We start from the raw sequence: 13,872 nt of genomic DNA on the forward strand, positions 1-13,872 counted from the left end.
CTGGTAATCTAAGGTTGACTCCGGCCAAGGGGGTCAACCTCTTTTCATGATAATTTAATAATTATTTTTAGTATTTTGTAATGTCTCAAAATAAAGCTGATAATTAACTTTTATTTTCATTTTTCCCCAAGCGGCTAACCATACCTTTTCGCTGATGGGTTTGGAAAAGGGGCTAAGGGTGTGTGTCCCGATTTGAAGAGGATCCACCTTCAGCTCTTGCATTTTTTTTATGAGGCCCGTAGTTTTCATTTCTAATTCAGTTTCAATTTCCTTATGAAGCTGCATCAGTTCATTTCCGTTGAGGATATTTTTATTACCTTGATATTCCTCAATTCTTCCATTTAGTTTCACGTTTATTGTAACTAGGGAAAGATTTTTATCCAAATCCACATTTACTCTTGAGCGTAGATGTCCAATAACCACATCTAATTTGGTTATTGGGAAAAACTTCAAATAGTGATCATTGTCAAGAAGTTGAAATATTTGATCTTCGGTATTTGTGACCATTTCTATTAATTTATCATTGCTAAAAAAAGCAGTCCCCTCGTAAGTAAAGTTATCTTTCGCTACTTTGAAAACAGGAAGAACGGGATCTGAAAATGGTGAAAACAGCTTATTTTTATATTCATGCAAATTGACAATGGTCATTTCACCTTGTTTTTTCCTCTCATAGTGTCTTAGCATCCGATACAGGATTGGTCAACCCATCTATGTACATTAGGACAACCGTTGTTTCACTTAATGAACCTACTTTATATTTCTCTGTTTTTAATTCAGTAATAGGAAGTCTTCTGCGTATGTGGGTGATATTTGGTTCTAATTGTTCAGTGAAACTATCTTTTGAACCGTATAAAATTGTTTCTGTTTCAGAGGTTTCAATCCCCCTACTTAATTCGTTAGGAAGAGGAATGACCCACCATTGTTCTTGGATACAATCATTCAGAAGTACAGCACCGGTGAGGAGCAATTTCTGTGCCTCTTCAAGTAATTGGATCTTCATTACTTTAGGTGTGGCTATGCTTTCGTAAATCATGGCATGTGGACATTGGATAACAGGTTCTATTATCGATTCATTCAAACGTGCCTGGTCAATTAAGGTTCTTAAATAGATTAAGACAACTTTTTGATCGTTAAGTGTAGTGCGTTCGATTATCTCTACATCGTCCATATTGTCTAAAACCTGTTTTAGAGAGTCTAGTGATATCTTCCTTTGCACAGGTTGTTGTGTATCACTACTATCTTTAGCAATGCTTTTACCCTTTTTCCAAAACATAAACATCCCTCACTGATATAAGCTGCCATTTGTTCACTTTAGAAAAAGTGTAATGATAAGTCTTCCTTTTAGTATGAAAAAGAAAAGATTATTTTATCCTAATAAAATAAGGTAGGGGAAACTATATAAATTTTACAGTATAGTTTTTTTCACTATGTAATGATAAAGTGCATACTTGTTCAAATTTTTCATTTCGCTAATAATAGTATTAAATGATTATGACAAATAGAAAGAAGTGAAATCTATGATCCATATCGTGTAGAGCATTATGAATTTGGCGGTGTTAAGCCGATGGATCCTTATGTTCGTCGTAAAGTGCTGGCACACCTTGGATACAAACGTCTGGATTTTCCATATGTTCACCCGTCCTGGAACAATGATGGAGAAGCTGTAACTGGTCTAGACCTATGTTTCCTTCCAATGGATGGAGAAAGGAATGAACTGCAAACAGACTTAATAGTGAAATTTTTGAAACGCTATTATACCGTCTTTTCAAATAAACCAGAGACTTGGTATTCAATGATTGAAAACTTAGAAGCAAAAGAAAAAGGCATTATTATATTTTTAATGATTGAAAAAGCTTGCTGATTAAGTCGAAGTTTAGACTAAAGTCGGCAAGCTTTTTTTGTAAAAAGAGAGAAATATGAAAAAAGTTCATTTTTTTACAAAAATGCGAACAAAAAACCAGTTTTGTCACGTCTAATTCCTTTAGAGGGTTCGTTATCTATATGGGACAATTTAAAAGTGAGAGAGGTAAAAAATGAAAAAATATTTGGATCTGCCCCTTAGGATCGTTCTTATGATTTCAGGAATCCTTTTTGTTTTTGCACTACCTACATTAATTGGAATAGGGAAAATGGTCTTCAGTGAGAGGTACTGATCCTCTCTATAAAAAAAGCACGAGGGAAATTTGCCCTCGTGCACTAAATATAATTTTTGAGTTTAGAGGAATGGATACTTTTCAAAAAAAAACAGTGGATTTCACTAAAGAATTCACACTAACTTTTAACATTAACATTAACATTAAAATCTCTTATCCAATTTGGAGAGTAGATTCTTACTAATATTACACTCTATAATAATCTGCTTTCCAATTAGTAATCTGTTTCTTAATTTCATCTGGACTTAAATTTTGTGAAGCTGCCTTTTCACTTAGTTCAGGTAACTCCGCATCACTAGCAAACCGAAGAGCTATAATTTGACCAATTGTAAGTCTGGCATCAAGTAATTTTCCTGTCAAAACATAATATCGAAGATTTTCTTCTGCTCGTATCGCTCGGTCCTGTGCCTTTAAAGGATACTGTCTAATTAATAAAAACATGATAGCCAAGATAATAACCATGGCTAAAAAAAGGATGGCAGATAGACTGATTCCGTTTCTAATAATTAACCAAATAGCTCCTACCAATGTAAGTAACAATAAGAGCGATAAGATATAATGAAACAATGGGTGAAATCTACGATGATTCTGGTAATTTTGATTCATTGTTTTTCCTCCTATAATGTTTTTGTTTTTACTCCCATTTAAATGTATAACTAGCTATCACAAATGCAGCAATTAGCCAACCACCTAAAATAGCTGTTTCCAAACCCAAACTCGTCCAGCTTGCCCCAACATTCATGATTTCTCGTAATGCCGTGCTTAAATGTGAAATCGGCAGGAGCTTTACGATAGGTTGAAGAAAGTCCGGCATATTTTTTATTGGGAAGAAAACTCCCCCTAAAAATAACATTGGAAATGATAGAACTCCTGCGATCGGTGCAGCACTTTCAGGTGTTTTCGCAATTCCCGCAATGATGAAACCAATTGCCATAAAAGCTAGTGTTCCAAGAACAATAAAACATATCAAGGTAAACCAAGAACCGCGAACTTCTACGCCAAATAAGAGATGGGCAACTAGTAATACTATCAGCGCTTGCATTCCATTCATCAGCAACCGTGCTGAAATTTGTGCTGCTATGAAAGTTGAGGCTTTGAGTGTAGTCCCCTGCATCCTACGTAAAATCCCACGCTCTCTCCATGAGGCTATCTGACCAGCTACTCCATTCATGTTGTTACTCATAATCATCATCGCAACTATTCCTGGTACCAAAAAATCAATATATTTTAAATGAAGAGCTTTGATACCGTGAGATTCCATTACAACGACAGGCTCATATGAAACTCTTTGTTTACTGATCTCATCTATTACTCCATTAACTAGAGCTACTCCTACCTGTGAAACAGCAAAATTCGTATCATTAAAATAAACCGGGATGTTGAAGGGCTTTGCTTGTGATCCACTATTTTTCAAACTAGATTCATAGCCCTTTGGAATGACTACAACAAGTTGTAAATCACCATTTTTCAAACTGGTTTGTGCTGACTCTTCATCTTTTCTTATCTCTAAATGAATTGCTTCATTTTTTTTTAGAGCTTTTACAAACTCACTTGAAAACGTTGTGTGATCTTCATCAATCAGTCCGATTGACAGGGAAAGTCCATTTCCTTTACCTAAAAATAAACCTAGCATGGTCATGAGAAGGATTGGGAAGATTAATGTCCACATCAGCATTTGGCGATTCCGAAGAAAAATGCGCAGCTGTGCGAGAGTTAACTGCCAGTAAGCTTTCATGCTTCTCTTAGTCTCCTTCCCGTCATGTGAATAAATACATCTTCTAGTGTCGCTGTCCTTGTTTGCAGATCAACTATTTGCAGGTTTTTTTCAGCTGCAAATTGTATTAAGCTTGTCAAAGTGTTCTGTAAATGATCCGTATAAAGCACATGGACATCTGTTTGATTTCCCACTTTCTTAACACCGTCAACACTAGAGAAATCAATGACGTCTTGTTGTTGTAAGACTCTAAACTCCAGGGCACTATCGGACTGGAGACTTTTAACTAATAGAGAAGGGGTATCCAATGCAATCAGTTCCCCTTGATCCATAATGGCAATCCGATCGCAGAGAATGTGTGCTTCATCCATGTAATGAGTAGTTAACACAATTGTCTTTCCTTTATTTTTCAATTGAAGAACAATATCCCATAATGTTCGTCTAGCTTGAGGATCTAAACCCGTGGTTGGTTCATCTAAGAAAACAACCTGTGGATCGTGAACCAACGCTAGAGCAATCGCTAAACGCTGTTTTTGACCACCTGAAAGACCTTTTATTCGGCTTTTGCTTTTCTCAGTAAGCAACACATCTTTTATAAGTTGAGAAATAGAAATATGTGCTGGATAAAAGCTTGCGTACATTTTCAGAATTTCCTCAACTGTCAGCAGTTCAAAAAGCGAAGTTGATTGTAACTGGACCCCGATGATTTCCTTTACCTTCGAAAGCTCACGTAAGATATCGTGCGAACTAATTATGGCCGTTCCTTCATCTGGTTTACGCAGGCCTACCAGCATTTCAAGCGTTGTCGTTTTCCCTGCGCCATTAGGACCCAAGAGACCAAATATCTCACCCTTTCGTACTTGAAAATGGACACCACTCACTGCTTTAAATGATCCATAGTTCTTTACAAGTCCTTTTACATCAATTATTGTATCTTGAGAAAATTTCATGTAGGTGCTTCCTCCTCTCAATTAGAATTGAATAGGAAGCGTCAGTCCTTCCTGTTTACCCAATTTATTGCTAAAATACTTTCCTCCACAGGAAAACCTTACCATTACAAATGAGTTACGTCTACAAAATAAAAGAATGGCTTAAATAACTAGTAACAAAAATTACAATAATCCCTTTTCTTTCTTATATTTCATTCCCTTAATTTTTTCTAATAGTCTGTTATGGACTTTTGATAAGATGAGTAACGCGAGGATAGAACCAATAAAGTTTAACAACATATCCCACTCTGCGTCCCAAATATCACCTTGTGCTCCTAAAAACTCAGTGGAAGTCTTTCTGCTCTTTGTTAATTTAGTCGATAACCATTCGATAATTTCATACATAGCTCCAATTGCGAGTGAAAAACTTAATATCACAGAAATTAACCAAGGACCTTTTTTAGTCACTCTTTTTCGGATTAATATTTCTCTTATTACAATGGCAAACAATCCTTTTAAGAAATGCCCAAAGCGGTCATAGTGGTTTCGGTTTAATTCAAAATAATCTTTTATCCAAGTAAAAAGTGGAACCTTTGCGTAAGTATAATGACCACCAATGAAGGTAAGAATCGAAAGAATGGCAATTATGATATAGGATAGTGTAGTAAGACGAAACTTATTATAGGTAATAAGTACAATCATACATATCACAATGGCAGGAAGTACTTCCATCGCCCATATTAAATATCCTGCTGGCTTATAAATTGACCAAATAAAAACGGCAATTACTAACAAGATAAGTAGTAAATGAAAGTAAGCACTTTTATCTTTTATCACTTAACTCACTCCTAATGATATTACAGTTGTAAAGTTAAAAACTAACTAACTAACTTGCTCTCCGGTGAAAAGTTATAAAATAACTTTTATAGGTTGTCCATCCTTTCTTTTATTAAACAACAAAGCTTTTTAAATGTCTGATCAAAATGAATATCAAAAGCGGTAGGTTTTAAATCAATGGAGTAATCTAGGAGTAGAACGAAATAGGAATATATAAATCGCAGGTATTTTTCCGACATCACTGGTATCCTCTCCAACAAGGACCACTGATATAGTAAATAAAAATAAGCCATCAAATACTAGATTCGTTCAAACTCTAGTATTTAATGGCTTGTATATGCTACGCCTCAATTTAAAAAAATGTATTAACAGGTAATTTGCAAACATGTTTTCCTAATTCAAGTAGGAAACCATGTTATAGTTTAAAGTACCTTGCTTAAAAACGCCTTGGTTCTTTCATGCTGAGGGTTACTGAATAACTCATTCGGTTCATTTTCTTCAACAATGTAGCCTCCGTCCATGAAGATGACCCGATCGCCTACTTCCCTGGCAAAGCCCATTTCATGAGTAACAACAACCATTGTCATACCTTCTAGTGCCAGCTGTTTCATTACTTCTAAAACATCACCAACCATTTCAGGGTCAAGTGCGGATGTCGGCTCGTCAAATAGCATAATTTTTGGATTCATAGCGAGTGCCCTTGCAATCGCAACCCGTTGTTTTTGCCCCCCAGATAGTTCTCCTGGAAAGCTATTGGCTTTTTCTCTTAGACCCACTTTATCTAATAGATCAAATGCCAATTTTTCAGCAGCTGCTTTATCAATAGAGTGTATTTTAATAGGTCCCATGGTGATGTTCTCTAATACACTTTTATGAGGAAACAGATTAAATTGCTGAAACACCATTCCTACTTCTTGTCTTACTTTGTTAATATTAATTTTGGGGTCTGTTATATCCTGTCCGTTAATGACTACCTCTCCACCCGAAATTTCTTCAAGGCGATTTAAGCAGCGGAGGAACGTACTCTTACCTGAGCCTGATGGACCAATAACACAAACTACTTCTTTTTCTTTAACTTCTGCATTGATATCTTTTAATACCTCAACATTACCAAACGATTTTCTTAAGTTTTTAACTGTAATCATGCTCATCTAAGCTGAATCCTCCTTTCAATGAAATTAGCAAGCATGGTTAATAAATAAATAATAATAAAGTAAATGATACCTACAGCCAGCCAAATCTTAAATGCTTCGAAAGTGGCAGAAGCCTGAATTTGTCCTTGCTGTGTTAAATCTGCAATCCCAATTACAGATAAAAGAGACGTATCCTTTAAACTTATAATGGATTGGTTTGTAATCGTAGGAAGCATTCTTCTAAAGGCCTGAGGAAGCACCACATATCGCATGGTTTGTGAGCCTGTAAAACCAATCGATCTTGCTGCTTCTGTTTGTCCTTTATCAATTGATTGAATTCCCGCTCTGATAATCTCAGCAAAATATGCACCCGCATTAATGGCAACAGTGATGATCCCAGCAGTAGTGCTATTTAGGGACACCACTTGTAGAGAATTTACACCAAAATAGATAAAAAATAATTGCACAATAAATGGTGTTCCACGAATGGCATCAACATAAACCTTAGCAATCCAGTTCAAGATCTTGAGCGGTGCTAATCGAAATAACGCTATTACTAAACCTATTAAAAATCCTAGAATAATTGCTATTACAAATATATATAGAGTCACTTGAAGACCTTTTAATAACATTGGCAGTGCTGCAGAAATAATATCCATCCTGTTCATCCCCTTTCAAAAAGAAAGCGCGCATTAAGCGCGCTTAATCATTTCGTATCCTCTATTCACCTAGATACGTTTTAATAATTTTATCATACGTTCCATCTTTCTTTAACTCAGCAAGACCATTGTTAATTTTTTTCAAAAGATCTGCGTTTTGTCCTTTTAGAACAGCAATTCCATATTGATCTCCATTTAAGCGCTCACCGACGATTTTTAATCCAAGGTCTTTTTGAGCAATTGCATAAGAAATTACAGGATAATCTTCAATAAGTGCATCTGCATTTCCGTTAGATACTTCTTGGAACATGGCAGGACTATCATTAAATTGAACAACAGTAATTCCTAATTTCGCAGCATTATCTTGTGCATATTTTGCACCAGTTGTACCTTTTTTAACAGCAACTTTTTTGCCTTTAAGGTTTTCGACTGATTTAATACTTGTGTTATCTTTTTTAACAACGACTGTTAACCCTGCATCAAAATATGGTGTTGAGAAATCTACTACCTTTTTTCTTTCATCCGTAATACTCATTCCGGCAATAGCCACATCTAGCTGATTTGCTTGCATCGCTGGGATGATACCACCGAAATCCATTGGAGAAAGTTCGATTTTAAAGTCTTGGTTTTTCGCAATTGCATTGATTAACTCAATATCAATCCCCTTATAATCGTTACCTTCTTTAAATTCAAACGGCGGGTAAGTTGTATCAACACCAACTTTATATACTTTTCCACCTTTTTCTTTCTCGTCTGCTGTGTCTTTGCTTCCACAAGCAGCGATAAAGATTGAAAGGATTAATAACAAACTTAATAGACCTAACTTTTTCATTTCATTCTCCCCTTAATTTTCAGATTGTTCTCACTTGCTGAATATAGCAAATTTACTTATTTAATATATCACATATAGTAAACAGAAAAAAGGGATTAAACTATATGAATATACAAAAAAATTTAATAATACACAAAATATAATAATATTGATGTTTATGATTTATTGAAGTAATAGAGATTTGGATTAAAAAAATCATTACTATTAATACTTTTATTTTATCCATACTTTAAGAATACATTCATTCATAAAGGAAAAATTTACTTTTCATTTTTTAATCAATTTATATTTCAATATTAAATATCCTATAACTTTTCCTCACTTTTTATCCACAAGACAAAACCACTTGGAATATAGATACCAAGTGGTTTTGGTTATAATTTCACCTATTAATTGACATCCTCGAATTCTCTTGCAATCCTTTCAAATGCTTCCTGGATTAATGGACGAGGGGACGGGATACAAATTCTTTGCCATTGTAACCCTTCTTTACCAAACATCTTCCCATCTTCCAGTAGAACATTTGCTTTATTATAAATCCGATTGTGGACTTCTTCTGGAGTTAGTCCATACTCACTAAAATCCAGCCACATGATATAGGTTCCCTCTGGGATTCTTACTTTAACTTTCGGCATTTTCGCCGCTAAGAATTGGACTGCCCATTCCATTGTCCCATCGATATATTCCTTTAATTGTTCTAACCAATCTTCGCCCTCATTGTATACGGCGATCAGTGCAGAAACGGTAAAAGGTGAGGGTAAATGCATCCCCATAACAGTATTAAAGGTTTTTCTAAGTTCAGGATTTGAGATGATTACATTTGTACAATGAAGCCCAGCAACATTGAATGTTTTATTGATGGCAGTAAAAGTAATAATACGATCACTATGGTCGCTAGCTTTTGCAATCGGAATAAACGTTTGATAACGTCGTACTAAATCTCCATGAATTTCGTCAGCAACGATAAGGACATCATTTTTCGCACAAATATCGGCTAATTTCCTTAGTTCTTCCCGAGTAAACACTCTGCCGGTTGGATTATGGGGGTTACATAGGATGAACATTTTCGTCGTTTCTTCTTTTGCCTTCGCTTCAAAATCCTCGAAATCGATTTGATAATAGCCTTCGCTATTCGCTTTAAGTGCATTATTCCGAACTTTTCGTCCGTTGGCTTCAATAGCCGAAGTAAACGGAGGATAAACCGGCCGTTGGATAATGATGCCATCTCCTGGATTGGATAATGCTTTAACAGCAACATTTAAAGCATGGACGGTTCCTGGACTATAGCTGATTTCTTCCTGCGGAATATCCCAATCATGTCTCTTTTTAAACCAATGCTGGATGGCTTCAAAATACTCTTTTGGAAAAATGGTATATCCGAAAATCCGGTGATCGACCGTCTTATGTAAGGCATCTACTAACGGCTGGGGTACTGGTAAATCCATATCAGCTGTAAACAACGGAATCGTCTCATCGTCATATCGTTCCGTCAGACCAATCTGTTTAATTAAATCCCCGCCATCCCATTTGATTGAATAGGTTCCTCTTCGGTTGACAATTTCATCAAAGTTATATTTCATTTACATCCACCTTTCATTTTTCATTCCTGCGAATGATTCACATGTAAAAATTTATTGATTACTCCAATTATAACGATTAAAAGAAATGATTAAAAACTTGGATATCTAAATTTTTCAAAAATGTCGGCGATGACACTAAAAAAAGAGCAGGCCCAGTATATGAACCTCGCTCTTTAATGCGCGTTAATCTTCCAAAACCTCGTTATTTTATTGGTCCGTTCCGATTAAAATGGGAATTGATTTGACCAATAATCATCTTATGTTTTTCCCGTTTCGCTATATCCCTGCGAATTTCGAGTGTTTGTACCCCTTCTTCTATTTTTTCCGCAATTTCAATCAGTCTTTCAATATCCGCAAATGAATACTTACGGGTCCCATTTGGGGTCCTATCTGGAAAAATTAGCTTCCGCGTTTCATAATAATGAATTTGTCTGCTGGAAAGACCTGTTAATTCTGTCACAATTCCTATGGTGATAACCTTTTGATCACGATAGGATGGATTTTCGTTTCCCAAGATACCACCTCCTATTTTGTTTTAGTTTATTTTAAAAAATGTGAATTTTAAAACAATTACTATGTTATGTATTCTAACATAAGATGTAATACACTGAAACAAAAAATTCCTTTCTTACAAAAATATTCATTTCAAGCTAACGCTACTATTATCTTAAAAAAGATTTAGTCTAAAAATGTAAGCGAATTCAACATTACACTTATTTAACACGGTAAAATCGTATAAATTTAGATTTGATAATTATGAGTAGATTATTAAAGATTTTGTTGAGCGCTTACACAAATAGATTCTTTTTGATATACTACTATAATTTTAATTGATCAAAAAAATTGCTAACTTTCAACTGACTTGTCGTGATTCCCATGGTTTTTTTATTAATTTTCGATTCCAATATTTTCTGAATTGTTGACTCTTTAAAAATTCTATGTCACTTTAAAAATATATTCTTACTTTCAGATACAAAAGGAGAACTCAATAACGATGAAAAGAAAAATACTTGCCTATAATTTTGAATTCTCTGAGACCCTAGATCGTTTAAGAGATAGTTTTGACATTGAAATTTTTGAGGGGATAAATCCCAAAACAGACCCGGCTTTTTTACAGGCTCTTAAGCAAGCAGTGGGTATTGTCGGTCTTGCCCTTCCAGTCGACAAAGAATTACTGGATCATGCCCCATATTTAAAAATTGTTTCTAATAACTCAACTGGATTTAATAACCTTTCCATTGATGAAATGACAAAACACGGTGTTATTGGAACAAATACACCCGGTGTACTTGAAGATACTACCGCTGATGCGATTTTCGGGCTACTTCTTGCGGCGGCTAGACGTATCCCTGAATTGGACCAGTTCGTGAAGGTCGGAAATTGGAAGCAGCATTTAACTAGAAATGAATATGCCATAGATGTTCATCATAAAACCTTAGGAATTATTGGGATGGGAAAAATCGGGGCATTAATTGCGAAGCGCGGGCATTTAGGCTTTGATATGAATATTCTTTACCACAATCGCACGCGCAACCTGGAGGCTGAGGAAAAATATCACGCTGTCTATACAGAGCTTGACCGCTTACTTATGGAAAGTGATTTTGTTTGTTTAATGACACCGCTCACACCTGAAACAGATAATTTAATGGGGGCACGGGAATTTAATTTGATGCAAAAGTCTGCTATTTTCGTGAATGGTTCCCGAGGAAAAACAGTTGATGAAAAGGCACTAATTGAAGCATTAAGAGCGAACGAGATTCACGGAGCGGCATTAGACGTTTTCCAAAGTGAGCCAGTCAAAGCGGACCATCCGCTTCTCAAATTTCCAAATGTGGTGACAACTCCGCATATCGGGTCATCCACTTTCGAAACGGAATTTAAAATGGCCAAGCTTGCGGTCGAGAATTTACTAGCAGGACTAACAGGAAAACGCCCAAGGAACCTGATTAATCCCGAAGTACTGAATTAATATTACGAAGGAGTTAAACACATGAATTCACCGAAAAGTGTTGTTGAAAAACTAAATTTGAATAAATATGCACGGAAGCTTGTTCTGCAGAAACCGGAAGATTTGGATGACTTTAATGAATTAGACTATGACTCATCAATTAATAACGATAAATATGATCTTATATTTATGTTCGTTTTTAGTTTAGAGGAATTTTCGCGGCAACTTCAATCGGTAATTGCAAACCAATTACTCGAGAAAAATGGTTATGTGTACTTTGCTTATCCAAAGAAGAATAATCCAAAATATAAAGAATACATAGAACGCGACAGCTTGTTAAACGTATTTGCTATGGACGATGAGGGATATACGCTTGACAGTTATATAAAGTTTTCTAGAATGGTCAGTCTAAACGATGTTTTTACAGTGGTGGGCTTAAAGTCTGCCCCAAAAAAGACAAAAAAGGCTGACAGCAGTAAATCTAGCCAATGTGTGGATGACTATATTGTTCATGTGGATGATATTAAACAGTACTTAAACAAAAATGAGGATCTATTGGGAGCTTATAATCAATTAACTTTTGGATATCAAAAGGATTGGGCCCGTTATGTCTATAGTGCGAAAAGAAAAGAAACTCAAGAAAAGCGTTTGTTAGAAATGGAGATGGTTCTTGGAGAAGGCTATAAATCAATGGAATTATATCGAAGGAAGCAGAAATAGTCAGAGGGGGCGTACTATAATTTCAAAAACAATAACACATAGGGAACAAGAATAATGTTCCCCATATGTTATTGTTAAATTAAGTTACTCGTCACCTTTTACCCCATAGGATGGAGCCAACTCAGGGACTACGGCTCTTACTTTATAGTCGTTTGCCTGTGGTTCGTATAATTCCCACAGTTTCTTTAAATCTTCCAGCGGATTTTCACTATAATCGATTCGTAAATCTACATAGGCAAACGGTTCATCAGTGAATACCAGAAGTCCAATCGAACGCTCCTGATCAAGCTCTCCACCCATCTGGAAGCCTTTTTCAATCGCCAAAATTAATCTTTCAGCCAAAGGCTGTCCATCCGTGCGTAAAAATTCGCGTCCCATTGCTTCCGGGATTGTGGGATCGCTGAGCAGATTACCGATACTGGCAACATTTTTATCACAAAATTCTCCATGTACACCCAGCGCCCTGCTTCCTGTGAAGGCAGCTGAATTACCTTTCGCATCCACCACTGCTATTTGTCGATACTCTGGATAGGGTGAAGCCTCCTTCATCGACCGTATAGCTGATTGGGCATCAAACCCGTTCTCCAACACAGAAAATCCAATCGTTGCTAATCTAGGATCGGTAACATTTTGTGTTAAAATAGCACCTACTCCCGTCTTTGCCCATGGGCACCTTGCCCCAACCGATGGACTGCTGGACGTAACAATGACTCCGAACGCACCGGTGGATGAACAGCGGCCTGCTACCGAAAATGTCAAAATAATCCCCCCTTGCTGAAATAATTTTCATTCTATTTATTACTATTTTTATTATGAAAATAGTAATAAATCACAATAAAGAAACTTTACTCGCTAATGATGGCCTCAACATCGATCTCCATTAGCATTTCAGGCATTGCAAAGCCGCTGACTAGTAATCCGGTACTGCATGGATAAACATCTTTAAAATGTTTTCCGATGACTGGATACACTTTACTGCGATCTTCACGATTCATTAAATAAACAGTAATTTTACAAATATCTTGAATCGTGCCTCCAGCCTCTTCGATTAGCTGCTTTACACAAGTACATGCCATTTCTGCCTGTGCTTCTACATCACCAATGCCATGAAAATTTCCATCTAAATCAAAGCCTGTTTGCCCTCTTAAAAAAATGCGATTCCCGGCTCTAACAGCCATACTAAATTCGTTAACAATGTGGTGTTCCGGTTTTCCTAAATTTTTTGGATAAAACTGATCTGTTTTAAACTTTCGGAATCTCTGAATCTCTACTTTTTTGGTCTCACCATGGACTGACATATTTAATTTTCCTCCCTAAAGTTAGATTATATTATTTAAGGAATTAATCCTTAATTGTTCCCTAAACCG

The 13,872-nt window shown here is 36.0% G+C and carries 15 protein-coding genes and 1 pseudogene; 3 read left to right on the plus strand and 13 right to left on the minus strand.

The window, feature by feature from the left end; genetic code table 11:
• Positions 1 to 54: 54 nt before the first annotated feature.
• Positions 55 to 648 (minus strand): Ger(x)C family spore germination C-terminal domain-containing protein, encoded by a 594-nt coding sequence (locus AB7942_RS11235; protein WP_369446908.1) that lies wholly within the window; start codon positions 646 to 648, stop codon positions 55 to 57.
• Between the two features lie 19 nt (positions 649 to 667).
• On the minus strand, positions 668 to 1,273 hold the full coding sequence (locus AB7942_RS11240) for a spore germination protein (RefSeq protein ID WP_369446909.1): 606 nt from the start codon (positions 1,271 to 1,273) through the stop codon (positions 668 to 670).
• A 234-nt stretch (positions 1,274 to 1,507) separates the two neighbouring features.
• Between AB7942_RS11240 and AB7942_RS11245 the strand changes: the two are divergent.
• Positions 1,508 to 1,861, plus strand: a pseudogene (locus AB7942_RS11245) (GNAT family N-acetyltransferase); the annotation flags it as partial.
• 478 nt (positions 1,862 to 2,339) lie between these two features.
• Here AB7942_RS11245 and AB7942_RS11250 read toward each other — a convergent pair.
• The 9 genes from AB7942_RS11250 to AB7942_RS11290 form a co-directional block, all read right to left on the minus strand.
• Positions 2,340 to 2,759: a DUF6526 family protein gene (locus tag AB7942_RS11250; RefSeq protein ID WP_369446910.1), complete on the minus strand. Its 420-nt coding sequence runs from the start codon at positions 2,757 to 2,759 to the stop codon at positions 2,340 to 2,342.
• A 28-nt stretch (positions 2,760 to 2,787) separates the two neighbouring features.
• Entirely contained in the window at positions 2,788 to 3,888 is a 1,101-nt protein-coding gene (locus AB7942_RS11255; protein ID WP_369446911.1) for an ABC transporter permease, read from the minus strand.
• Complete coding sequence (locus tag AB7942_RS11260) at positions 3,885 to 4,817, minus strand: ABC transporter ATP-binding protein (RefSeq protein ID WP_369446912.1); 933 nt, start codon at positions 4,815 to 4,817, stop codon at positions 3,885 to 3,887. Before AB7942_RS11260 ends, AB7942_RS11255 begins: the two co-directional genes overlap by 4 nt.
• Before the next feature lie 162 nt (positions 4,818 to 4,979).
• Positions 4,980 to 5,633, minus strand: a complete 654-nt coding sequence (locus tag AB7942_RS11265; RefSeq protein WP_369446913.1) for a DUF2238 domain-containing protein — start codon at positions 5,631 to 5,633, stop codon at positions 4,980 to 4,982.
• A 422-nt stretch (positions 5,634 to 6,055) separates the two neighbouring features.
• Positions 6,056 to 6,784, minus strand: a complete 729-nt coding sequence (locus AB7942_RS11270; protein ID WP_369446914.1) for an amino acid ABC transporter ATP-binding protein — start codon at positions 6,782 to 6,784, stop codon at positions 6,056 to 6,058.
• Positions 6,781 to 7,425, minus strand: a complete 645-nt coding sequence (locus tag AB7942_RS11275) for an amino acid ABC transporter permease (RefSeq protein WP_088087925.1) — start codon at positions 7,423 to 7,425, stop codon at positions 6,781 to 6,783. Before AB7942_RS11275 ends, AB7942_RS11270 begins: the two co-directional genes overlap by 4 nt.
• Before the next feature lie 61 nt (positions 7,426 to 7,486).
• The gene (locus tag AB7942_RS11280; protein ID WP_088087926.1) at positions 7,487 to 8,257 is read right to left on the minus strand and encodes a transporter substrate-binding domain-containing protein; all 771 of its coding nucleotides are present in this window, start codon (positions 8,255 to 8,257) and stop codon (positions 7,487 to 7,489) included.
• Between the two features lie 389 nt (positions 8,258 to 8,646).
• Positions 8,647 to 9,837, minus strand: a complete 1,191-nt coding sequence (locus AB7942_RS11285) for a MalY/PatB family protein (RefSeq protein WP_369446915.1) — start codon at positions 9,835 to 9,837, stop codon at positions 8,647 to 8,649.
• Positions 9,838 to 10,039: 202 nt separating this feature from the next.
• Positions 10,040 to 10,351, minus strand: a complete 312-nt coding sequence (locus AB7942_RS11290) for a MerR family transcriptional regulator (RefSeq protein ID WP_168244254.1) — start codon at positions 10,349 to 10,351, stop codon at positions 10,040 to 10,042.
• A gap of 480 nt (positions 10,352 to 10,831) precedes the next feature.
• Between AB7942_RS11290 and AB7942_RS11295 the strand changes: the two genes are divergently transcribed.
• Together AB7942_RS11295 and AB7942_RS11300 are read left to right on the plus strand one after the other, a co-directional pair.
• Positions 10,832 to 11,806, plus strand: a complete 975-nt coding sequence (locus AB7942_RS11295; RefSeq protein WP_369446916.1) for a 2-hydroxyacid dehydrogenase — start codon at positions 10,832 to 10,834, stop codon at positions 11,804 to 11,806.
• Positions 11,807 to 11,827: 21 nt separating this feature from the next.
• Complete coding sequence (locus AB7942_RS11300) at positions 11,828 to 12,505, plus strand: YdeI/OmpD-associated family protein (protein ID WP_369446917.1); 678 nt, start codon at positions 11,828 to 11,830, stop codon at positions 12,503 to 12,505.
• 84 nt (positions 12,506 to 12,589) lie between these two features.
• Here AB7942_RS11300 and AB7942_RS11305 read toward each other — a convergent pair whose 3' ends face one another.
• Positions 12,590 to 13,264, minus strand: coding sequence for a DUF1028 domain-containing protein (locus AB7942_RS11305; RefSeq protein WP_369446918.1), 675 nt, complete (start codon positions 13,262 to 13,264; stop codon positions 12,590 to 12,592).
• An 86-nt stretch (positions 13,265 to 13,350) separates the two neighbouring features.
• Complete coding sequence (locus tag AB7942_RS11310) at positions 13,351 to 13,803, minus strand: RidA family protein (protein ID WP_369446919.1); 453 nt, start codon at positions 13,801 to 13,803, stop codon at positions 13,351 to 13,353.
• Between the last annotated feature and the right edge of the window lie 69 nt (positions 13,804 to 13,872).

It is taken from the genome of Neobacillus sp. BF23-41, assembly GCF_041106275.1.

Excerpts from the sequence above, each read along its gene's own strand:
- AB7942_RS11235 (WP_369446908.1), bottom strand. The coding sequence starts at position 648 with ATGACCATTGTCAATTTGCATGAATATAAAAATAAGCTGTTTTCACCA.
- AB7942_RS11240 (WP_369446909.1), bottom strand. The coding sequence starts at position 1,273 with ATGTTTTGGAAAAAGGGTAAAAGCATTGCTAAAGATAGTAGTGATACA.
- AB7942_RS11250 (WP_369446910.1), bottom strand. The coding sequence starts at position 2,759 with ATGAATCAAAATTACCAGAATCATCGTAGATTTCACCCATTGTTTCAT.
- AB7942_RS11255 (WP_369446911.1), bottom strand. The coding sequence starts at position 3,888 with ATGAAAGCTTACTGGCAGTTAACTCTCGCACAGCTGCGCATTTTTCTT.
- AB7942_RS11260 (WP_369446912.1), bottom strand. The coding sequence starts at position 4,817 with ATGAAATTTTCTCAAGATACAATAATTGATGTAAAAGGACTTGTAAAG.
- AB7942_RS11270 (WP_369446914.1), bottom strand. The coding sequence starts at position 6,784 with ATGAGCATGATTACAGTTAAAAACTTAAGAAAATCGTTTGGTAATGTT.
- AB7942_RS11275 (WP_088087925.1), bottom strand. The coding sequence starts at position 7,425 with ATGGATATTATTTCTGCAGCACTGCCAATGTTATTAAAAGGTCTTCAA.
- AB7942_RS11280 (WP_088087926.1), bottom strand. The coding sequence starts at position 8,257 with ATGAAAAAGTTAGGTCTATTAAGTTTGTTATTAATCCTTTCAATCTTT.
- AB7942_RS11285 (WP_369446915.1), bottom strand. The coding sequence starts at position 9,837 with ATGAAATATAACTTTGATGAAATTGTCAACCGAAGAGGAACCTATTCA.
- AB7942_RS11295 (WP_369446916.1), top strand. The coding sequence starts at position 10,832 with ATGAAAAGAAAAATACTTGCCTATAATTTTGAATTCTCTGAGACCCTA.
- AB7942_RS11300 (WP_369446917.1), top strand. The coding sequence starts at position 11,828 with ATGAATTCACCGAAAAGTGTTGTTGAAAAACTAAATTTGAATAAATAT.
- AB7942_RS11310 (WP_369446919.1), bottom strand. The coding sequence starts at position 13,803 with ATGTCAGTCCATGGTGAGACCAAAAAAGTAGAGATTCAGAGATTCCGA.